Genomic DNA, 20,619 nt, shown 5'->3' on the forward strand with positions numbered 1-20,619 from the left:
GCGTCCCTTCGGCCGGGCTCGCCGTGGTGCCGTGGTGCCGTGGTGCCGTGGTGCCGTGGTGCCGTGGTGCCGTGGTGCCGTGGTGCCGTTGGGCCGTTGGGCCGTTGCTCCGCTGTTGCGGCTGCGTTGCTGCGTTGCTCCACTGCTCCACTGCTCCGTTGCTCCGCCCCACCGCCCCACCGCCTCACCGCCTCACCGCCTCACCGCATTCACGCTACAGTAGCGTCTGCTGATCCAGCCAGGTTGCCTGCCCGCATCATCGCAGTCACTTACTCAACGACGCCCGCGTGAAGACCCTTCCGCTTTCCGCCGCCCGCACACTTCATCTGGCCGCACAAGGACTGCTGTCGCCGCCGCGCCGCAAGGCCACCAAAGCCGACGTGATCGGCGCGATCCGGCGCATGGCGCAATTGCAGATCGACACGATTCACGTGGTCGCGCGCAGCCCCTATCTCGTGCTGTTCAGCCGGCTCGGCGCCTATCCGCAGCAATGGCTGGACGAGCATCTCGCCGAAGGCAAACTCTTCGAGTACTGGTCGCATGAAGCCTGTTTCGTGCCGATCGAAGACTACGGTCTGCTGCGCCATCGCATGCTGGACCCGAGCGGCATGGGCTGGAAATACGCGGCCGACTGGCACGACAAGCATCGCCGGGAGATCGACAGGCTGCTCGGGCACATTCGCGCGACCGGCTCAGTTCGCTCGGCGGATTTCGCGCGCGAGTCGGGCACGGGCAACGGCTGGTGGGACTGGAAGCCGGAGAAGCGTCACCTCGAAGTACTGTTCGCAATCGGGCAACTGATGGTGGCCGAGCGGCGCAATTTCCAGCGCGTCTACGATGTCACCGAACGCGTGTTGCCGCACTGGAACGACGCTCGCGACCTGCCGCCGCCGCATGTGGTCGCCGACGAACTGCTGCGCCGCACCTGCCGCGCGCTGGGTGTCGTGCGGGCCGACTGGGTGGCGGACTACTATCGGCTGCCGCGCCGCCCGTATCGCGATGAACTACTTGCGCTGGCCGACCAGGGCGAACTGATTGCGGTGCAGGTTCCTGGCTGGAAGCAGGACACGTTCGTGCATCGCGAGCTAGCGCCACTGCTCGACGACGCCGCGAGCGGCAAACTCGCGTCGACGGTGACGACCGTGCTGTCACCGTTCGACCCCGTCGTGTGGGATCGCAAGCGCGCAGCCGCGCTGTTCGACTTCGACTATGCAATCGAGTGCTATACGCCGGCAGCGAAGCGCAAATACGGCTACTTCGTGCTGCCGCTGTTGAGTCGCGGGCGTCTGGTCGGCCGCGTCGATGCCAAGGCGCACCGCGCGCAGGGCATCTTCGAGTTGAAATCCGTGCATATGGAAGCGGGCGTGCGCCCTAGCGCACGGCTCGGTGGCGATTTGCGGCGGGCGTTGCAACGGTGCGCGGATTGGCACGGCACGCCGCAATTGCAGATCACGTCGGCGGCGCCGGAATGGCTGGAGGCGCTCCGCACGAGCGCGGACGTTGACGCGAGTGCGAACGCGAACGCCAACGCAGACGTGGAAGCCTAGCCATGGCCACGGCGGGGGCGGCCACGGTCACCGCCACGGTCACAGCCAAAGCCACCGCCACCGCCACGGCCACGGCCACGGCCACGGCCACAGCCACGGCCACGGCCACAGCCACAGCCACAGCCACAGCCACAGCCACAGCCACAGCCACAGCCACAGCCACGTATTCAATCAATGCAACGCCGACCATGCAAGCGACAGCGAAAACACCCCGAGCACAACCGACGCGCCCCGCTGAATCTTCGCCGGATCGAGCCAGCCGAGCCTGCCGCTGCCGAGCGCTGCGCCGAACGCGATCCACGCAAGCGCAATCGGCACGAGCAGGCAGGCGAATAGCAGCATAGCCACGAGATACGCCGGCCAATGTGCGAAAGCGTCAGCCGGAAAGATCGTGCCGGCGAACAGCAGCGCTTTGGGATTGAGCAGCGTCGCGATGAACAGTCTGCGTATGCCGTTCGCTTTCTGCGTGGAGTCGGGCAGCGCGACAGCTGCGCGCCACATATCGACGGCAAGCCACGCAATGTACAAGCCCGCCGCCACCCGCAGCAACGCAGGCAGCCACGGCAGCGCATGCGCGGCCTGCGCGAGAAAACGTCCCCACACGGAAATGGCGACGAGATAGCCGGCGAGCTCCGCGGCGACGAGCGGCAGCGAGCGCCGCACGCCCTGGCGCAGCCCGGCAGACGCAAGCAATGTATTGGTAGGACCCGGCGTGATCAGCACGACGACAATGCCGACGGCGAACAGCGCGATAGCGGACGCAGAGAACATGGAAAAGGCGCAAGGTGGAAAACGGTGCGCCTTTTTATCACAGAAGACGACTCGCCCCGCGCAGGAAACCAGCCGCGATGACCAATCGCAATCGTCAATGCTTAAGCGGACAGCCGCGCGCGCCGCTCAGTGATCCAGCTTCGCGCGCATTTCGCGAGCGGCTTCGAGCAGCCCTTCGTAGCCCGAACGCGCATGCTCGGGCAAGTCGGGATCGCCGACCAAGGTGCCTAGCGTTTCTATCAGGCTGTACAGAATGCCCTTCGCGGCACCCGACGCAATGCTGCCGGATGACACCTGCTGATCCACGTGACTCAGCGCCGCGTCGAGGTTTTCCAGATCGGGCCGGTCGCCCGTGGGCGGCTTTGGCGTTACGTCTTGCGTCATGATGATGCATCTCCCCGTTAAAGCGTCGATAAACGAGCCATCCTTTCACGTTTGTTATATACCGATCAGGCGTTGCCGTCCATTCGTGATCCGCGCGAGTCGCGCCGGCGCAATCGCCGCCCCAGCCATGCGCGACGGCGACACTGCCGGCATTCGCGACATCCGCGACAGCGACATTTGCGACGCTCCCGGAAAAGCTCACCCATTGCGCTCCTGAGCGCGCGCTTTACGCCTTCATGTTCGTGCAATGGCTACGCCGCCCGAAGATCCGCCGGGTCATGTCGAAGGCGACGAGATTGCCGGCCACCACCAGCAGCAAGCCGATCACCGCCAACGCGGACCATTGGTAGCCTTCGAAAACCGTCGACACCGCGAGCGCCACGATGGGAAAGAGCACCGTCGAATAAGCCGCGCGCTCGGGGCCGATGCGCCCGACGAGCATCAGATACGCGGTAAAGCCGATTACCGAGCCGAACACCGCGAGATACGCGAGCGCGCCGAGGTAACGCGCGGAAGGCTCGATCGCAAACGGGAACCCGGCCAACGCGCTGCCCACCGTCAGCACGCTCGCGCCGATGAGCATCGCCCAGCTATTCGTTGCGAACGGATGCAAGCCCATGGATTGCATGCGGCTCGACAGCAGATTGCCCGCTGAAAAACACAGCGTGCCGAGAAACGCGATGCCAAGCCCGAGCCATGCCGCGTGATCGCCGAGATGCCCGCTCATCTGCTGAACGAAAAGACAAACAATGCCGACGAGCCCGAGCATCGCACCGGCAATCGCTGAAGGCTGCAGTGGGCGGCCCATGAATAGCCGTCCGTTGATCGAATTCAGAAGCGGCGCCGTGGAGAACACCACGGCGACGAGCCCGCTCGGCACCACCTGCTCAGCATAGTAGAAGCACAGAAAGTTGACGCAGAAGAGCGCAAGCCCTTGCGCGACCAGAAAGCGCCAGGCGGCGCGCGGCGGCCACATCGGCCGGCGCATGATGCGCAACAGCGCGAACAGCACCAATGCAGCGATCCAGAAGCGCCACGCGATCGACACCGGCGGCGGCACCGCGCCCAGCTGCCATTTGATCGCGATCCACGTGGTGCCCCAGATCAGCACGGTAATGGCATAGAGGAACAGATTCATGGTCAAGCCTGCATACAGCGAGTACGGGAGTTGCACTATGGCGCAGCGCGGCTCGCGAGACTTGTCCAGGATTGCGCATTTTTTCGGCGCGCATCGCCGCCGCGCGTGTCGTGACGCGTGGCGAGCCGTATACTCGCGCTTATCTCCCGCAAGAATGACACCCGCGAAGCCAGTTACGTGAACACGAGCGCGCCCATCCCCGTGACCGACACCACTGAAACGCCGTTCGGCATTCAGTCGGTGTGTCACACGCTGAGCAGCTCAAACGCGAATCTCGACCGCTTCGCATGGCTCGGCGACGGCCTGGCAATTGCCGTCTGGACGCGCGACACCGAGGTCGCGGAAACCGTCTACGAGCGGCCTGGCCACCACACGCTGTCGTGCTATCTGGACGGCGGCTATCGCACGGAGCGTCAGAAAGTGCCGGGGCGTTACGGCGCGCCGTCACGGCTGTGCGCATTGCCGGGCGATCACGAATCGCGCTGGTGGGTGCGCGGGCACATGCATTTCATGCACCTGTATTTTCTGCCCGAACACTTCACGCAGCGCGCCGTGCAGGAACTCGACCGCGAACCGCGCGAGCTGACGCTCGCCGATCGCACGTATTTCGAAGACGCGCATATCGCCGGATTGTGTCAGTCGCTTGCGAACGAGCATTGGGACGATGCCGACGGGCTGCTGCGCACCAACGAAACCGCGCATGAAGTGCTGAGTCTGCTGCTGCGTGCGCAAGGCGTGCGACGCGGCGTCGCGCTAAAGGGCGGGTTGTCGGTGGCGACGCGGCGGCGCCTGCGCGATTACATCGAGGACCATCTCGCCGAGCCGCTCACACTCGGCGAACTGGCGAACGTGGCCGCGTTGTCGGAGTTTCATCTCGCGCGGATGTTCCGCACGTCGTTCGGATTGCCGCCCGCTGCCTGGATCGCGCAGCAGCGCCTCGAACGCGCGCGCACGCTGTTGCGCACCACCGCGCTGCCGCTCGCGCAGGTCGCCGGGCTATGCGGCTATGCGAACGCCAGTCATTTCAGCCACCGGTTTCGCGAAGGCGTGGGCGTGTCGCCGGGCGCGTATCGGCAGGCAGTGGCGGTACGCTAGGCGAAGTTTGTCGCATGACGCGCATGCGTGGTCGACATGCCCGGCGAGATGCGACCAGTATGCGCGAGCCAAATGTGTGAGCCGAATGCGCGAGCAATGAATGCGCGAGCCGAGCGTGCGCGCACCTCATTGCAGCGCCATCGCCAGCACGCGCGCCACGTGAATTGCCTCGACGCCCGCGCCATCATGAATCTGATGTCGGCAGCTCGTGCCGTCGGCGACCATGATCGCGCCGGGCTCCATCTTGCGCACCGCCGGCAATAGCGACAACTCGGCCATCGCCTGCGAGGTCGCATAGTGCTCCGCTTCGTAGCCGAAGCTGCCGGCCATTCCGCAGCACGACGATTCCACCGTCGAGACCGTCAGCTCCGGAATCCATTTCAGAACGGTTTGCACGGGCGTAAAGGCGTCGAATGCCTTCTGATGACAATGGCCATGCACGAGCACCTGCTGAGTGGCCAAGGGCTTCAGCGGAAGCTGCAAGCGTCCGGCCCGCTGCTCGCGCACGAGGAATTCTTCGAAGAGAAACGCCTGTTTCGCGAGCTGCTCGGCTTCGTCGCCGAAACCGTAGTGCAGAAACTCGTCGCGCAACGACAGCAGGCACGAAGGCTCGAGGCCGACAATCGGCACGCCGCGCTCCACGAACGGTTTGAAAAGATCGAGCATGCGCCGCGCTTCGTGCTTTGCTTCATCGACGAGACCGGCTGCGAGAAACGTGCGGCCGCAACATACCGGCCGCTCGCCTTGCCGCGTGTTGAAGTGCACCGTATAGCCGGCTGCTTCGAGCACCTGTTGCGCAGCACGCGCGTTGTCGGGCTCCATGTTGTTGTTGAATGTGTCGACGAACAGCAGCACTTCCTTCAGCGCCGCGCCGCGCGTGTTCACGCTCGGCCTCACGTCCGACAGAAACGGCCTGGTGAAGCGCGGCAAGCTCCGTTCGCTGGCGAAGCCGACCGAGCGCTTGAACCACGTGGACAGCACCGGCACCTTGTCGGCGAGCGCGATCAAACCCGGCACGCGGCTCGCCGTTGCGGCATAACGCGGCATGAAGGCGACGAGCTTGTCGCGCAGCGTCAACCCATGGTGCTTCACACGTGCGGCTCGCGCCTCGATCTTGAACTTCGCCATATCCACGCCCGTTGGGCAATCGCGCTTGCAGCCCTTGCACGACACGCAGAGATCGAGCGTCTCCTTGACGTCGTCGCTGGCGAGGCCGGCTTCGCCGAGCTGCCCGGAGATCGCCAGACGCAACGTGTTGGCGCGGCCACGCGTGACATGCTGCTCGTCTTTGGTCACGCGATAGCTCGGGCACATGGTGCCCGCGTCGAACTTGCGGCAGTGCCCGTTGTTGTTGCACATCTCCACGGCCTTCGCGAGGCCGCCGGACAGATCGTTGCCGCTGCCCGGCGCGCTCTCGCGGCCGGTCAGCGGATCGCGCTCCACGTTCCACGCCGACCAGTCGAGCGCAGTTTCAATGCGCTGTTCACGGTAGCCAGGCGCGAAACGGAAGTAGCGCGCGTCGTCCATTTTCGGCGGACGCACGATCTTGTCGGGATTGAAGCGATTGTCAGGATCGAACAGCGCCTTGATCTCGCTGAACGCCTGGTTCAGTTTCGGACCGTATTGCCACGCGACCCATTCGCCACGGCACAAGCCGTCGCCGTGTTCGCCGGAATACGCGCCTTTGTATTCGCGCACCAGCGCCGCGGCTTCCTCGGCAATCGCGCGCATTTTTGTCGCGCCGTCGCGGCGCATGTCGAGAATCGGCCGCACATGCAGCGTGCCGACGCTTGCGTGCGCGTACCACGTGCCTTCCGTGCCGTGCCGATGGAACACGTCGGTGAGCTTGCTCGTGTACTCGGCCAGATGTTCGAGCGGCACCGCGCAGTCTTCGATAAAGGACACCGGCTTGCCGTCGCCCTTCATGCTCATCATGATGTTGAGCCCGGCCTTGCGCACTTCCCACAGCGCCTTTTGCGCATTCATGTCCGTCATCTCGACGACGGAGCCCGGCAAGCCCAGATCGGCCATCAACTCGGTAAGCTGCCTGAGCGACTGCAGCTGCGCGTCGCGCGACTCGCCGGCGAACTCCACCAGCAGCACGGCTTGCGGCTCGCCCACCAGCGCCTTCGCGACCACCGGACGAAACGCAGGGTTGCTCATCGCCAGATCGATCATCGTGCGATCCACCAGTTCGACTGCAACCGGTTTCAGCCTGACGATGTGCTGCGTGAGATCCATCGCCTGCCAGAAGGTCGGAAAATTGACCACGCCCAGCGTCTTATGCGCGGGCAGCGGCGCGAGCTTCAGCGTCAACTGACGGCTGAACGCGAGCGTGCCTTCAGAGCCCACCAGCAGATGTGCGAGATTCGCGACGCCGTCGTCGGTATAAGCGCGCGGGTTCTGGCAATCGAACAGGTCGATGTTGTAGCCGGCGACGCGGCGCAACACTTTCGGCACACGCGCCGCGATCTCGTCGCGCTCACGTTGGGCGATCTGCCGCACGCCTTCCACTATCTGCTGCAAGCGCATGCCTTGCGGCGCGTCGCGCAACGAGGCGAAATGCGCTTCGCTGCCGTCGGCGAGAATCGCGTCGATGGCCTCGACGTTGTGCACCATGTTGCCGTATTCGATGGAGCGCGAGCCGCACGAATTGTTGCCCGCCATGCCGCCGATCGTGCACTGCGCGGCCGTCGACACATCAACGGGAAACCACAAGCCGTGCGGCTTGAGCCACGCGTTCAGGTGATCCAGCACCACGCCCGGCTCGACGGTGACGGTGCGCGCTTCCCTATCAAAATCGACGATGTTGTTCAGCCACTTGCTCGTGTCGATTACGAGTGCTTCGCCGACGGTCTGTCCGCACTGGCTCGTGCCGGCGCCGCGCGCGAGCAGCGGCACTTTTTCGCTGCGCGCAATCTCGAGCGCCATGCGCAAATCGTCCTGATCGCGCGGCACGACAACGCCCACCGGCATGATCTGGTAGATGGAGGCATCCGTTGCGTAACGGCCGCGGCTCGCCGCGTCGAACAGCACGTCGCCGCGCAATGCTTTGCGCAGATGTTGCGCGAGCGGCGTCGTCAGCCGCGCCGCCGACGGGACCAGATGAATCGGCTTGACCAGCAAAGCGGAAGTGGGATTCGTCATAACGTCGATGGTTGTTGCACTGCGTGTACTGCACACTGCATGCACTACATAGGGAACGCGGTCGGAAGCGGTGAGCGCACAGCGAACGCTCAGTGCGCATCAGTAAAGCGTGACGCTCACGGGCGGCAGTCCTTCAATACAACCATTCGCCATGCCCGCGCTTCGTGGGAAGAACATGCCGGTGTATGAACCCGTGGTGACGATCATGTCCGGCGTGACCGTGATACCGCGCGAGGTCGCGTGATTGACGAGCCACGTGAGCAACCGGCGCGGATCGCCGGCCGGGTTCGCGGGCGTCAACTCCACGACATCGCGTCCGTTGAAGTCAAACCGCAGCAGAGGCGCGGCAAACGGATAATCGTCGCGATACGGCATGAATTCGCCGACAATCAACGCGCCGTGGTTCTGCAAGTCCGCGAGCTGCGCGAGTCTGTCGACGTCGGGCCACTCGGCGAAACGGCTGGCGACGATCTCAATCGCGGCGCCGAACGAGCCAATTGCCGCGAGCACGTCTGCTTCGCTATATGGTGTTGTCGAAGGCTCAAAGCGGCGGCCGAAGCGAAATGCGATCTCCAGTTCAAGGCCCAACGGCGTAAAGGCCGCGCACGGCAGCACGACGCCGTCGGCATGCAAATCGACATCGGGCAATGGTGCGCCCTGGATTGGACCGCCTGGCGACTTCGCCCCGATCTTCCAGCCGCCGACTCGTGCGCCGGCAATGCCGAGTATCTCGAGCTGGATTGCGTAGGCCTCGTCGGCGCTGGCGGGCGCGCGGTTGGGCTGGAGCTTGCCGAGCGTCGCGTGATCGCGGCGCGCATCGGCAAGCAGGCGGCTAAGTGGCGAAGTGCTCAGCTTCATGGCGTCAGCGCGAAGGGACTTGAGCATCGCTTACACGCCCATGCTGGTCGAGACCTGACCCTTGTCCGCCCCGCCGCCTGCAAACTTGCTCTCCGGTTGCATGCGGAACGCCAGCACGACGCCAAGCGCCATCAACAGCATGCTGCCGACGAACGGCAATTCCCAGTTGCCGAAATAGTCGATCAGGAAACCGCCCGCCACCGGCGAGATGATGGCCGCGAGCGCAGAGCCCGTATTCATGATGCCGCTCGCCGTGCCCGACGCTTCGGGAGCGATATCCATCGGGATGGCCCACATCGGTCCGATCGTCATTTCCGCAAAGAAGAAGCCTGACGCGAGACACGTCATCGACAGATACAGGTTGTGCGTGAACATCAGCGGAATCAGCGACAGCAGGCAGAACATCATGCACAGCGAGACCATCCAGCTGCGTGCGCGCTTGAGGCTGCCGGTGCGCGTGTAGATGTAATCGGTGACGATGCCGCCAAGCGTGTCGCCCACCACACCGGCGAGAAACACCACTGAAGCGAAGATCGCCGACTTCTTCAACTCCAGGTGATAGCTGTGCAGGAAGTACTGAGGAATCCAGCTGAGAAACAGCCACAGTGTCCAGCCGTAGCAGAAGTAAACGATCGTGACGGGCATCATGCGGCGAAACAGCTTGCCCCACGGCACGCCCGCCGACCTGGCTTTGGGAGCGGGCAGGATTTCGAGCTCCTGCTTCGTGATACGCGGGTGATCCTTCGGATGCTCGGTGAAGGTGAACGCCCACACGATCACCCACAAAAGACTGAACGCACCGCAGATATAGAACGACTCGCGCCATCCCCAGTTGGCCATGACAAGTACGACAATGCCGGGCGCCACCGCATTGCCGACGCGCGACGCCGCATGCGTGATGCCCTGCGCGAAGCCGCGTTTTTCTTTCGCGACCCAGCGCGCCATTGCTGACGTCGCCGCGGGAAAAGTTGCGCCTTCACCGAAACCGAGCAGCACGCGTGCCGCCAGCAGCGAGATAAGGCCGCCCGCAAAACCGGTCAGCAACGTGGCAATACCCCAGACCGCGCCGCATGCGAGCAATGTGCGGCGCGCGCCGAAACGGTCGCTGACCCAGCCGCCGATAATCTGAAAGAGCAGATACGGATACGCGAAGGCCGAGAACACCAGACCGACTTCCGTATGCGAAAGATGAAATTCCTTGCCGAAGCCCGCCGCCGCCGTACTGACATTGACGCGGTCCAGGTAGGTGATGAAGTACATGATGCAGAGCATCACTAGAACAATACTGGTCGCACTGGTCACACGAAACCGCTTCATCGTCTCTCTCCATTTGCATGTATCGACGGCGCTCCTGAGATGGCGCGCTTTGTCGTCGCGAGGCGGCACGCGCCGCCTCGCCATCGCATTGTTCAGGGCCGCGTTCTGTGCACGGCTTCATGATGGAACTGACTTCGTTGATGCCTGTTTGCGTTGTTCGTTTTTCTATTGATGCGTTGGCGTCAGCTTGCCGCTCAGGTCAGGCTGCCGCCTTCAAACCCGCCGCCTGCGTCGGCTCGCTCAACCAGTTCATAGCGGCAGGCAAGCCGCTTTCCTTGAGCGGCACGCCGGCGAGGCGCAGCCCCATTTCGCAACCGGCGAGCGTGGCGAGCAGCATCAGGTCGTTGCAGTCGCCCAGGTGGCCGATGCGGAACATGCGCCCTTTCATCTTGCCGAGGCCCGTGCCGAGCGACATGTCGAAACGTTCGTAGATGAGCTTGCGCACGGCGTCGGCGTCGATGCCTTCGGGCACCATCACGCCGGTCAGCACCGGGCTGTACACAGCCGGATCGGCGCACTGAATCTCGAGTCCCCAGGCACGCACGGCGCGACGCGTCGCCTCGGCCAGACGCTCGTGACGCGCAAAGACGTTGTCGAGCCCCTCGCCGAGAATCATGTCGATTGCCTCGTGAAGGCCGTAGAGCAGATTCGTGTTCGGCGTGTACGGCCAGTAACCGGTCTTGTTCATCTCGACTATTTCGCTCCAGTCCCAGAAGCTGCGCGGCAGTTTTGCATGCCTGCTGGCGGCCAGGGCTTTCGGCGAGATGGCGTTGAAGCTCATGCCCGGCGGCAGCATCAAGCCCTTCTGCGAGCCTGAAACGGTGACGTCGACGCCCCACTCGTCGTGACGATAATCCGCGCAGGCGAGACCCGAAATCGTGTCGACGAGCAGCAGCGCGGGATGGCCAGCGGCGTCGATTGCGCGGCGCACGGCGGCAATGTCCGAGGTGACGCCCGTGGACGTCTCGTTGTGCACGACGCAGACCGCCCTGATTGAATGCTGTGTGTCGGCGCGCAGACGCTCCTCGATCATTTGCGGCTGAACGCCGCGCCGCCAGCCTTCGATACCCGGCAAGCCGAGGAACTCGGGCTTCAAGCCGAGACTTTCCGCCATCTTTTTCCAGAGCGTCGCGAAATGCCCGGTTTCGTACATCAGCACGTGATCGCCGGGGCTCAACGTGTTCGAGAGCGCCGCTTCCCAAGCGCCCGTGCCGGACGCCGGATAAATCACCACAGGATGCTGCGTCTTGAAGATCTTCTTGATCCCGTCGAGCACCTTCAGGCCCAGTTCGCCGAACTCTGGCCCACGATGGTCAATGGTCGGATAGCTCATCGCGCGGAGGATGCGATCGGGCACAGGGCTCGGCCCAGGAATCTGCAGAAAGTGACGGCCGGCGGGATGAAAATCTAACTTCAGCATTACGCTCCTCCGATTGAATTTTGCATGCAAAAAACTATATCAGACGACCAGCGCCGGGCGAAAGGCAAAAATTGTGTTGCGGGACCAGTGTTTACCCGCGCCCTTACGCTGCGGACGGCGATCCGATAAAATACTAGCAATGGAGCGTCGAGGGTTTTTGTATGCAAAATTCGGAATTTGAGGGTAACCTCCCAGCGTCGCCGGCGCTGCCCAAGGTGGAGCGGCAACGCTTGCATGACACGGTGGTCGAGCACATTCGCCGGTTTATCGTCGAGGGTGTGCTGGAGCCAGGCAAGAAGTTGAATGAGCGCGAGTTGTGCGAAACGCTCGGCATTTCGCGCACGCCGTTGCGCGAGGCACTGAAGGTGTTGGCCGCTGAAGGGCTCATCGAAATTTCGCCGAATCGTGGCGCGTCGGTGTCGAAGATGTCAGAAGCGGAGTTGCGCGAGACCTTCGAACTGATGAGCGGTCTGGAGGCTTTCTCGGGCGAGCTCGCGGCCGAGCGAATGACCGCGGCCGAACTCGCCGAAATCAAGGCGTTGCACTACGCCATGCTCGCGTGCCGCGCGCAAAACGATCTGCCGGGCTACTACAGCCGCAACCAGGCGATTCACGACAAGATCAATGAGGCCGCGCGCAATTCGGCGCTGCGACAGACGTATGTGTCGGTGAACCGGCGCTTGCAGGCGCTGCGCTTCCGGTCCAATTTCCAGATCCCGAAGTGGGACCGCGCGATTCATGATCACGACGAGATGCTGAAGGCGCTGGAAGCGCGCGACGGCAAGAAGCTCAGCGCGATTTTGCGGCAGCATCTGCTTGATAAGCGCGATGCGGTGTTGCAGGTTCAGGCGCGCGACGAGGCTGCTGCGGGGTCGGGGTTGAAGGCTTGAGGTTGTGCGTGTGGTGGCTGTGTTTGTTGCCTTCTGTGCTGGGGCGGGTTTGGGAGTCGACGCTCAAGCGCGTGGAGTTGTCCACGGGAAATGTTGGCAAGGCTGTGGACAACGTTCGGATAGCCGGTACAAGTGATTGACGCGCCGGCCGAATTGGCCCGCGGTCGATGTATGGGCACGGCAGAGGCTCCCTCAACACGCAACCCGAGCCTACAGCGCCCCGCGCAACAGCAGCCAACTTATCCCCACATTTTGTTCAGAACCCTGTGGACAACCCTTCCACAACCGCGCCAAGCCGTTGATCCAACTCGCTTTTCACTCGCTGCGCAGGCGCGCACCGATGTGTGAGGTTGCCCACATATCAACGCGCCGCCAGCTTCAACCCAACCGCGCCGCGTCCTTTCTCCTCAGCGACTCCGGCAACCCCCACAAGACAATCAATGCGCAAATCACGCTCATGGTGCCGATCACATACAGAGCCGGCGTAGTGCTTCCTGTGAGATCCCGCACTCGTCCGACCATGATCGGACTCACGATTCCGCCGAGCTGACCGAGCGTGTTGATCAACGCGATGCCGCCCGCCGCTCCGGCGCCCGTCACCAGCTTCGGCGGCAATGCCCAGAACGCCGGGATCGACGCCACCACGCCCGCGCCCATCACCGCCAATGCGACGATCAGGAACCCCGTCTGTTTGTCGAAGAAGCCCGCTGCAAAGAAACCGATTGCCGACATGACCAGCAAACCAAACACGAACTTGCGCCGCTCGCCGCTGGCATCGGACAAGCGCCCCACAACCACCATGCAGATCGCGCCGCACACATAAGGCACCGCCGTCAGTAGCCCGATCAGCGTCGGATTGTGCGTACCCGCCACGCGAATCAGATGCGGCGCCCAGAAATTCAATCCATATGACGCGATCTGAATCAGAAAATAAACGAGTCCAAGCGTGAGAAAGCCCGGCGTCCTGATCGCCCCAAGGAGTGAATGCCCGGTCTGCGGATGACGGCTCTGCTGCGCAATCTGCTCAGCGAGGAATGACTTCTCCGCAGGCGAAAGCCAGTTCGCATCGTCGATGCGGTCCTTCAGCAGCTTCAGCACGAGATAACCGAGCAGTATGCACGGCAGGCCGCCGAGCAGAAACAGCCAGTGCCATCCGGGCATGCCGAGCACGCCGTTCATATGGCCGATGACGAGCCCCGCCAGCGGTGCGCCGACCAGCCCCGAGAACGCCGACGCGAGAAACAGCATCGACGTGATGCGCCCGCGATAGCTCGGCGGGAACCACAGCGTGAGGTAATACAGCACGCCCGGAGCGAAGCCTGCTTCCATCGCGCCGATCAGGAAACGCAGCCCGTAAAACTGCCATTCGTTGTTGACGAACACCATCGCCGCGGTCGCAACGCCCCACGAAATCATGATGCGCGCGATCCAGCGCCGTGCCCCCACTTTGTAGAGGAACATATTGCTTGGCACTTCGAACAATACATAACCGATCACGAACAGACTCGCGCCGAGGCCATACGCGGTGTCGGACAAGCCGAGATCGCTTTGCAACTGGAACTTCGCGAAGCTGATATTGATGCGGTCGAAAAATGCAAACAGATAGCAGATCATGATGAGCGGCATCAACCGCCATGCCACTTTGCGGATGATGGCCGCTGCGCCGTCCGCGCTCTGTTCACGCTCGCCGGTTGCAATTGCGCCGAGGTCACTCATGTTTCGTCTCCAATGCCGGATTCGGGCCATGCCGTCCGGTCGTTTAGTGGATCAAGGAAAGTCAGATGTGCAGCACGTAGTCGGGCACGGGATGCAGGTCGCAATTGCGTCCCGCCTTCGCGACTTGACCAGGCACGTCGTGGCCGAGCAACTCGGGCAACGCGCGCGACAGTGCCAGCAGCTTCACCAGTTCGATTCCCGTGGGAATGTCCATTTCGTCGCACAGATTCACAAGGTCCTCTGTGCAGATGTTGCCGGACGCGCCCGGCGCAAACGGACAACCGCCGAGGCCGCCCAGCGCCGCATCGAAGCGGCGCGCGCCGGCTTCGTAAGCGGCCAGCACATTGGCAAGCCCGAGCCCGCGCGTGTTGTGAAAGTGCAGCGTGAGCGCCGAAGGCGGCACGCGTTGCAGCACTCGTTTGACGAGCCGTGTCACCTGGCGAGGATTAGCCATGCCGGTTGTATCTGCGAGCGTAATGCCTTCGATGCCCATCTCACGATACGTATCGACAATTCCGATCACGCGATCCTCGTCGATCACGCCTTCGAACGGACAGCCGAACGCAGTCGCGACCGATGCATTCAACAGCACGCCCGTCCCCTTCACGTGACGCACGATGTCGCCAAACGCCGCGAGCGACGACTCGCAACTCATCCGCATATTCGCGCGGTTGTGCGTCTGACTCGCCGACATCACGAGATTCAGTTCATCCGCCTTCGCGGCGAGCGCACGTTCGGCGCCCTTCAGGTTCGGCACCAGCGCCACGTAAATAACGCCCTCACGCCGCTCGATCTGCTGGAACACGGCCTCGCCGTCACGCAAGGCAGGAATGGCTTTCGGCGACACGAACGAGCCGGCCTCGATGCGTGTGAAGCCCGCCGTCGAAAGGCCGTTGATCAATTCGACCTTGTCCGCCGTCTCTACCCAGGTTGGTTCGATCTGCAAGCCGTCGCGCGGGGCGACTTCCTGCACGATCAGTTTGTCGGCGGCTTGCATTGCGTTTGCCATTCCAGATGTCATTGCACGGCTCCTTCGCGGCGCAGCCGCTCGATCTCTTCGCGCGCGAAGCCAAGCTCGCCTAGCACGCTGCCGGTGTGTTCGCCAAGCGCGGGGCCTTGCCAGCGCACTTCGCCTGGCGTGTCCGACAGCTTCGGCACGATGCCTGGCATCTTCACCGAAGCGCCGCCGGGTAGTTGCGCCTGCAACAACATGTCGCGCGCCTGGTAGTGCGGATCGGCGACGATGTCCGCGACGGAATAGATGCGCCCCGCCGGCACTTCGGCACGTTCGAGCGCGGCCAGCACGTCGTCGGTTGAATGATGCGAAGTCCATGCGGCGATGGCTTCGTCGAGCATCGCGCACTGTCTGGCGCGGCCGTCGTTGTGCGCGAGTGCGGGATCGTCGGCGAGATCGGGGCGGTCTATCACTTGCATCAGGCGCCGGAAAATCGGATCGCTGTTGCCGGCAATCACCACATAGCCGTCGTCTTCAGTGGGATAAGTATTGGAGGGTGCAATGCCCGGCAACGCGCCGCCGCTGCGCTCGCGCACGTGGCCAAGCAGATCGTATTCCGGCACGAGGCTTTCCATCAGATTGAAGACGCTCTCGACAAGCGACACGTCCACCACCTGACCGTCGCCCTGCCCCGTCTTCACGCGCAGCAACGACATCAACGCGCCGATCACGCCGTGCAGCGACGCAAGCGAATCGCCGAGGCTCACGCCGACGCGCGCCGGCGCGCCGTCCACTTCGCCGGTCGTATAGCGGATGCCGCCCATGGCTTCGCCGATGGCGCCGAACCCCGGACGGTCGCGATACGGGCCCGACTGGCCATAGCCGGAAATGCGCACCATCGTCAGTTTGGGGTTGATTGCGTGCAGCACGTCCCAGCCGATGCCGAGCTTTTCGAGCGCACCGGGCCGCAGGTTTTCGATCACGACATCGGCCTCGGCGGCCAGCCGCTTGACGATCTCGACACCGTCCGGCGACTTGAGGTTCACGCAAACCGACTTCTTGTTGCGCGACTGCAGATACCACCAGAGCGACGTGCCCTCGTGCAGCTTGCGCCATTTGCGCAGCGGGTCGCCGGTTTCCGGCGCCTCGATCTTGACGACGTCCGCGCCGAACTCGGCCATCAGACGCGCGGCAAACGGCGCGGCGATGAGCGTTCCGATCTCGACGACGCGGATACCCTGAAGCGGTCCACCCATGTGCTGTCTCCAAAGCAGTTTTCTGTTGGAAGACAGCTTGCAGCCACGGCGCGGCGGCGTCCAACCGCAATTCGCCAACAACCGTTCGCGAACGACGAACGCTCACGCGCAGCGCGGATCAGGCCGCGGGGCTCGGCGTGATTTCCGACGCTTCTATGGAGCGCAAATGATCGAACAGCAGACGGCTCACGGGCGATAACGCGTCCACGTCGCGCACGACCAGCACGAGGCTGCGCTGCGACCAGTCGTCTTCGAGCGGCGCGCCGACGAGCCCGAGCGGACGCCCCATGAGCTCATAGACCTTTTGTGGCAACACGCCCACGCCCATGCCCGCCTGCACCATCCGGCACACCGCGTCGAAACCCGGCACGTGGATGCGCAGCCGCAACGGCTTACCCGCCTGGCGCGCCGCAATATGCGTTCGGGCATTGATCGAGCTTGCCGCGTGCAGGCCGACGTGGTCGCCGTCGAGCGTCTCGGCAAACGCCACACTGCTGCGCGCAGCGAGCGGATGATCGTCGCGCATCACGAGCACCAGCGAATCATGCCGATAGTGCTCGACGTGCAAGTCGCGCGTGTCGGCGTCGGCGGAACAGATGCCCAGATCGGCGAGGCTATCGTCCACGGCTTCGACCACGCCGCCGCTCGGCCGCTCTTCGAGGTCGAGCTTCACGCGCTCATGCAGCAGCTGGAACGCACGCAAATCCTCGGGCAAGAACTCGACGATGGCGGACAGGTTCGCCATCATCCGCACATAGCCGCGTACGCCGCTCGCGTGGCCGGCCAGTTCAATGCCGATGTTTTCAATGTCGCGCAGCACGCGCCGCGCGTGATGCAGCAGCGTTTCGCCGGCCGGCGTGAGCGTCATGCCGCGCGCGTTGCGTTGAAAGAGCGTGGCGCCCACCGCCTGTTCGAGTTCGAGCAGACGCTTGCTCGCCGCCGACACGGCAATGGCCTCGCGCTCCGCGGCACGCGTGAGCGTGCCTTCCTCGTAGACGGCGAGAAACAGTTGAAGCGTGGTCAGGTCGAGCTTTCGCAGAAGGTTTTTGATCACCATGGCGCGGCGCCGGAAGTTCGGTCAGTCGCTAATCATCCCATATGCCGCCGCGCACGCGCCGTTACGCGCGCATCATTCCTTCCACGAAGAGCCGAGAATCATCGTGCAAAAATTCTGCCGATGGTAATGCGGATCCTTCAGTTCGAGCACGTCGGCCTTCACGTTGCCGAACGTCGTGTGCGGCTTGTGGATGATGCCCTGCGTGAAGGCGTCGATAATGCCTTCCTTGAAGTGCGCGCCGCGCGGATGCGCATGCGTGACCGCGTGACGCTGCTCTTCGGTGAACTCGTCGTAGGCAATGCCTAGCACGTCCATTTCCACGCCCGCCGTTACCAGCGCGACGACCGGCTTCATATGCTGCGGAATGCCCGGCGTGGTGTGCAATGCAATCGAGGTCCACACCTGTTCGATGTCGTGCTCGCCGATGCCGTGACGCTGCAGGAAATCACGCGCTGCGTTCGCGCCGTCCACCTCGAAGCGCTCATGGTCGGTGCTATACGGCGCAACGAGCCCCATGTCATGAAACATTGCGCCGATATACAGCAGCTCCGCATCGTACTTCAGCTGCTTGCGTTGGCCGGCCAGAGCGCCGAACAGGAATACGCGCCGTGAATGGTGATACAGCAGATCGGTTTCGGTATCGCGCACGAGTTCGGTGGCTTCGCGCGCCATCATGCTGTCGGGAATGTGAATGCCTGCAATCGTGGTCATTTGCCTGATTCCTTGAATGCGTGGATGAACGGAACGCGCTCGCGGTGCAGTGCGACAGCGCGTTTGCTATGCTGGACCACCGCGTTTTTCGTATGGCTTTTACCGTCGATGCGGCGCGTCCGATGAAGCCCAGTATTGGCCAACGCGCTTTGCGGGACAATCGCGCAAAGCCGTCGAACACTGCCAATCGCACCGCGTTGACTGCCGTGCCTTGCGCGCTTGCCTTTGAAGAAAGGAATCATTCGATGCCCACCGTCGCGATCGCGATCTTTCCTGGCGTGCAGGCCCTCGACGTCGCCGGCCCCGTCGACGTTTTCTCCGAAGCGAACCGCTTCATCGCGCCGGACGCGCGTTACGAGGTCACGCTGCTGAGTGCGGAGCAAGCGCCGCTGCGCGCGTCCAACGGCATGACGCTGATCGCCGACGCCGCCTTCGAGCGCGCTCGCGACCCCTTCGACCTGGCATTGATCGCAGGCGGCCCGGCCCTGCCGGAAGGCGAACCGCCCGACGCGCCCTTGCTCGACTGGCTGACGAACGTCGCGACGCAATGCGGCCGTTACGGCTCCATTTGCACGGGCGCCTTCGCGCTCGGTCACGCGGGTCTGCTCGATGAACGCAACGTCACCACGCATTGGCAGCACGCGGCCCAACTCGCCGCGCAGTTTCCAAAGGCGCGCGTCGACTATGACCGCATCTATCTGCGCGACGGTCAACTCGTCACTTCAGCGGGCGTGACAGCGGGCATCGACCTCTCGCTCGCGCTCGTCGCCGAAGATCACGGTGCGCATATCGCTCTTGCGGTGGCGAAACGGCTGGTGGTGTTTGCGCAACGCCAGGGCGGGCAGTCGCAGTTCAGTCCATACCTCACGGCGCCGGCCGACGAAACATCGCCGGTTGCGAAAGTTCAGGCGCATGTGATGGAGCATGTCCACGAGAGCTTTACCGTGAAGCAACTCGCGGATGTCGCCGGCATGAGCGCACGCAACTTCGCGCGCGTGTTCGTGCAGGAAACCGGCGTGACGCCGCATGAATTCGTCGAGCGCGCGCGTGTGGATGCGGCGCGCAAGCTGCTTGAGAGCGGGGGCGCCGCGCTCAAAGCAATTGCCTACGATTGCGGTTTCGGCACGGCGGACCGCATGCGAATCGTCTTTGTGAAGAGAATCGGCGTCACGCCGATGCAGTACAGGGAACGCTTTCGCGCGAGTTGAAAGTGCCCCCGCCGCTGCGGGCCTGAACCATGCGTGAGAAGATAAAGCCCTGCATCAGCCAACGCTCAAGGAATGACATGACCCCCTCTTCTCCGATTCGCGCCATCGTCACCGGCCATACGCGCGGCCTGGGCGCGGCGCTCGCAGAGCAACTGCTTGCACGCAATGTCGCGGTGCTTGGTCTGTCGCGCTCGCGCCATGCGTCGCTTAAACAGCGCTTTCCCGCACTGCTCGAAGAAATCCAGCTCGAACTGGCCGAGACGGCGCGCGTTGCGCAATGGCTGGAAACGGATGCGTTGCACGCATTCGTCAGCGGCGCGCGCACTGTCCTTCTGATCAACAACGCGGGCATGGTGCAGCCGATTGGCCCGATCGAAGGGCAAGACGCGACGGCCATTGCGACCGCCGTAAGCCTGAACGTCGCCGCGCCGCTCATGCTCGCAAGCGCGCTCGCCGCAGCGAGCCCGGACGTGACTGACCGGCGCGTCATGCATATCTCGAGCGGCGCGGCGCGCAATGCGTACGCTGGCTGGAGCATCTATTGCGCGACCAAGGCCGCGCTGGATCATCATGCGCGCGCCGTCGCGATGGATGCCACCCGCGCGCTGCGAATTTGCAGCCTCGCGCCCGGTGTGATCGACACGAACATGCAGGCGGAGATTCGCGGCACCGGCGTCGAGCAATTTCCAATGCGCGAGAAATTCGAAGACCTCAAGCGCAACGGCCAGCTTTCCACGCCTGAGCAATCTGCCGCTCAATTGCTCGACTATGCATTCAGCGATGCATTCGGCGAAACGCCGGTGGCCGATATCCGCGAGATCGCGAAGCCGGCGTAAGGCGTCTCAGTGTTGCTGTTGAGGCTCCCGAAAACTCTCACCTTTGAGTGCACGCGGCGATGATTTGCCTGCTTTTGCAGCGGGCATCCGGCAAATCGCGCTCTGTTTGCAGCGGTTTTGCCGGGGATTTGTCCCCGGTTCGCCTCATTGCGACGCGGGTGCCCAAGCCTTGGCGCGAGCAACCGGGACCTCCCGAAAATTCTCACCTTCGAGCACGCAGGGATCGGGGTTCGGCGCAAGCAAGCGGTTTCACACCTCCCGAAAACCCTCACCTTTACCGCCTGCAGACCGGTCGCAAAGCTATGCTGGGCGC

Annotated in this window: 17 protein-coding genes; 5 read left to right on the forward strand and 12 right to left on the reverse strand. The window is 63.4% G+C overall.

Features of this window, described 5'->3' with window-relative positions:
- The first annotated feature begins 287 nt into the window (after nucleotides 1-287).
- Complete coding sequence (locus tag A3AC_RS0112310; protein ID WP_025599173.1) at nucleotides 288-1,547, forward strand: winged helix-turn-helix domain-containing protein; 1,260 nt, start codon at nucleotides 288-290, stop codon at nucleotides 1,545-1,547.
- Between the two features lie 171 nt (nucleotides 1,548-1,718).
- On the opposite strand, the gene A3AC_RS0112320 is transcribed toward A3AC_RS0112310, so the two are convergent.
- The 3 genes from A3AC_RS0112320 to A3AC_RS0112335 form a co-directional block, all read right to left on the reverse strand.
- A complete protein-coding gene (locus A3AC_RS0112320; RefSeq protein ID WP_025599174.1) occupies nucleotides 1,719-2,318 on the reverse strand; it encodes a LysE family translocator in 600 nt (199 codons plus the stop codon).
- A gap of 126 nt (nucleotides 2,319-2,444) precedes the next feature.
- The gene (locus A3AC_RS0112325; protein WP_025599175.1) at nucleotides 2,445-2,702 is read right to left on the reverse strand and encodes a hypothetical protein; all 258 of its coding nucleotides are present in this window, start codon (nucleotides 2,700-2,702) and stop codon (nucleotides 2,445-2,447) included.
- A 226-nt stretch (nucleotides 2,703-2,928) separates the two neighbouring features.
- The gene (locus tag A3AC_RS0112335) at nucleotides 2,929-3,840 is read right to left on the reverse strand and encodes a DMT family transporter (RefSeq protein WP_025599177.1); all 912 of its coding nucleotides are present in this window, start codon (nucleotides 3,838-3,840) and stop codon (nucleotides 2,929-2,931) included.
- A 177-nt stretch (nucleotides 3,841-4,017) separates the two neighbouring features.
- On the opposite strand from A3AC_RS0112335, the gene A3AC_RS0112340 reads away from it, so the two are divergent.
- Nucleotides 4,018-4,935 carry an AraC family transcriptional regulator gene (locus tag A3AC_RS0112340; protein ID WP_025599179.1) on the forward strand — a complete coding sequence of 306 codons (918 nt, stop codon included), beginning with the start codon at nucleotides 4,018-4,020 and terminating at the stop codon, nucleotides 4,933-4,935.
- Between the two features lie 126 nt (nucleotides 4,936-5,061).
- Here the strand turns inward: A3AC_RS0112340 and A3AC_RS0112345 are convergent, their stop codons facing one another.
- From A3AC_RS0112345 to A3AC_RS0112360, 4 genes are all read right to left on the reverse strand, one after another.
- Entirely contained in the window at nucleotides 5,062-8,082 is a 3,021-nt protein-coding gene (locus A3AC_RS0112345) for an FAD-binding and (Fe-S)-binding domain-containing protein (protein ID WP_025599180.1), read from the reverse strand.
- Nucleotides 8,083-8,181: 99 nt separating this feature from the next.
- The gene (locus A3AC_RS0112350) at nucleotides 8,182-8,967 is read right to left on the reverse strand and encodes a 2-keto-4-pentenoate hydratase (protein ID WP_025599181.1); all 786 of its coding nucleotides are present in this window, start codon (nucleotides 8,965-8,967) and stop codon (nucleotides 8,182-8,184) included.
- A 3-nt stretch (nucleotides 8,968-8,970) separates the two neighbouring features.
- Nucleotides 8,971-10,257 (reverse strand): MFS transporter, encoded by a 1,287-nt coding sequence (locus tag A3AC_RS0112355; RefSeq protein WP_025599182.1) that lies wholly within the window; start codon nucleotides 10,255-10,257, stop codon nucleotides 8,971-8,973.
- Nucleotides 10,258-10,456: 199 nt separating this feature from the next.
- Nucleotides 10,457-11,677, reverse strand: coding sequence for a pyridoxal-phosphate-dependent aminotransferase family protein (locus tag A3AC_RS0112360; RefSeq protein WP_025599183.1), 1,221 nt, complete (start codon nucleotides 11,675-11,677; stop codon nucleotides 10,457-10,459).
- 161 nt (nucleotides 11,678-11,838) lie between these two features.
- Between A3AC_RS0112360 and A3AC_RS0112365 the strand changes: the two genes are divergently transcribed.
- Complete coding sequence (locus A3AC_RS0112365) at nucleotides 11,839-12,567, forward strand: GntR family transcriptional regulator (RefSeq protein ID WP_025599185.1); 729 nt, start codon at nucleotides 11,839-11,841, stop codon at nucleotides 12,565-12,567.
- A gap of 378 nt (nucleotides 12,568-12,945) precedes the next feature.
- On the opposite strand, the gene A3AC_RS0112370 is transcribed toward A3AC_RS0112365, so the two are convergent.
- The 5 genes from A3AC_RS0112370 to A3AC_RS0112390 all read right to left on the reverse strand — a co-directional run bounded on the left by A3AC_RS0112370 (nucleotide 12,946) and on the right by A3AC_RS0112390 (nucleotide 18,262).
- Entirely contained in the window at nucleotides 12,946-14,283 is a 1,338-nt protein-coding gene (locus A3AC_RS0112370) for an MFS transporter (RefSeq protein WP_025599187.1), read from the reverse strand.
- 61 nt (nucleotides 14,284-14,344) lie between these two features.
- Nucleotides 14,345-15,304: a hydroxymethylglutaryl-CoA lyase gene (locus A3AC_RS0112375; protein ID WP_232231933.1), complete on the reverse strand. Its 960-nt coding sequence runs from the start codon at nucleotides 15,302-15,304 to the stop codon at nucleotides 14,345-14,347.
- On the reverse strand, nucleotides 15,301-16,494 hold the full coding sequence (locus A3AC_RS0112380; RefSeq protein ID WP_025599190.1) for a CaiB/BaiF CoA transferase family protein: 1,194 nt from the start codon (nucleotides 16,492-16,494) through the stop codon (nucleotides 15,301-15,303). Before A3AC_RS0112380 ends, A3AC_RS0112375 begins: the two co-directional genes overlap by 4 nt.
- A gap of 118 nt (nucleotides 16,495-16,612) precedes the next feature.
- Nucleotides 16,613-17,551, reverse strand: a complete 939-nt coding sequence (locus A3AC_RS0112385; protein ID WP_025599191.1) for a LysR family transcriptional regulator — start codon at nucleotides 17,549-17,551, stop codon at nucleotides 16,613-16,615.
- Between the two features lie 72 nt (nucleotides 17,552-17,623).
- A complete protein-coding gene (locus tag A3AC_RS0112390) occupies nucleotides 17,624-18,262 on the reverse strand; it encodes an HD domain-containing protein (protein WP_025599192.1) in 639 nt (212 codons plus the stop codon).
- A 245-nt stretch (nucleotides 18,263-18,507) separates the two neighbouring features.
- On the opposite strand from A3AC_RS0112390, the gene A3AC_RS0112395 reads away from it, so the two are divergent.
- Nucleotides 18,508-19,470 (forward strand): GlxA family transcriptional regulator, encoded by a 963-nt coding sequence (locus tag A3AC_RS0112395; RefSeq protein ID WP_025599193.1) that lies wholly within the window; start codon nucleotides 18,508-18,510, stop codon nucleotides 19,468-19,470.
- A gap of 77 nt (nucleotides 19,471-19,547) precedes the next feature.
- On the forward strand, nucleotides 19,548-20,306 hold the full coding sequence (locus A3AC_RS0112400) for an SDR family oxidoreductase (protein ID WP_025599194.1): 759 nt from the start codon (nucleotides 19,548-19,550) through the stop codon (nucleotides 20,304-20,306).
- Nucleotides 20,307-20,619 lie beyond the last annotated feature (313 nt).

This window comes from Burkholderia sp. WSM2230 (assembly GCF_000472445.1).
Classification (GTDB): Bacteria; Pseudomonadota; Gammaproteobacteria; order Burkholderiales; family Burkholderiaceae; genus Paraburkholderia.

Coding starts and splice junctions, on each gene's coding strand:
- A3AC_RS0112320 (WP_025599174.1), bottom strand. CDS start 2,318: ATGTTCTCTGCGTCCGCTATCGCGCTGTTCGCCGTCGGCATTGTCGTC.
- A3AC_RS0112325 (WP_025599175.1), bottom strand. CDS start 2,702: ATGACGCAAGACGTAACGCCAAAGCCGCCCACGGGCGACCGGCCCGAT.
- A3AC_RS0112335 (WP_025599177.1), bottom strand. CDS start 3,840: ATGAATCTGTTCCTCTATGCCATTACCGTGCTGATCTGGGGCACCACG.
- A3AC_RS0112345 (WP_025599180.1), bottom strand. CDS start 8,082: ATGACGAATCCCACTTCCGCTTTGCTGGTCAAGCCGATTCATCTGGTC.
- A3AC_RS0112350 (WP_025599181.1), bottom strand. CDS start 8,967: ATGCTCAAGTCCCTTCGCGCTGACGCCATGAAGCTGAGCACTTCGCCA.
- A3AC_RS0112355 (WP_025599182.1), bottom strand. CDS start 10,257: ATGAAGCGGTTTCGTGTGACCAGTGCGACCAGTATTGTTCTAGTGATG.
- A3AC_RS0112360 (WP_025599183.1), bottom strand. CDS start 11,677: ATGCTGAAGTTAGATTTTCATCCCGCCGGCCGTCACTTTCTGCAGATT.
- A3AC_RS0112365 (WP_025599185.1), top strand. CDS start 11,839: ATGCAAAATTCGGAATTTGAGGGTAACCTCCCAGCGTCGCCGGCGCTG.
- A3AC_RS0112370 (WP_025599187.1), bottom strand. CDS start 14,283: ATGAGTGACCTCGGCGCAATTGCAACCGGCGAGCGTGAACAGAGCGCG.
- A3AC_RS0112375 (WP_232231933.1), bottom strand. CDS start 15,304: ATGACATCTGGAATGGCAAACGCAATGCAAGCCGCCGACAAACTGATC.
- A3AC_RS0112380 (WP_025599190.1), bottom strand. CDS start 16,494: ATGGGTGGACCGCTTCAGGGTATCCGCGTCGTCGAGATCGGAACGCTC.
- A3AC_RS0112385 (WP_025599191.1), bottom strand. CDS start 17,551: ATGGTGATCAAAAACCTTCTGCGAAAGCTCGACCTGACCACGCTTCAA.
- A3AC_RS0112390 (WP_025599192.1), bottom strand. CDS start 18,262: ATGACCACGATTGCAGGCATTCACATTCCCGACAGCATGATGGCGCGC.
- A3AC_RS0112395 (WP_025599193.1), top strand. CDS start 18,508: ATGCCCACCGTCGCGATCGCGATCTTTCCTGGCGTGCAGGCCCTCGAC.
- A3AC_RS0112400 (WP_025599194.1), top strand. CDS start 19,548: ATGACCCCCTCTTCTCCGATTCGCGCCATCGTCACCGGCCATACGCGC.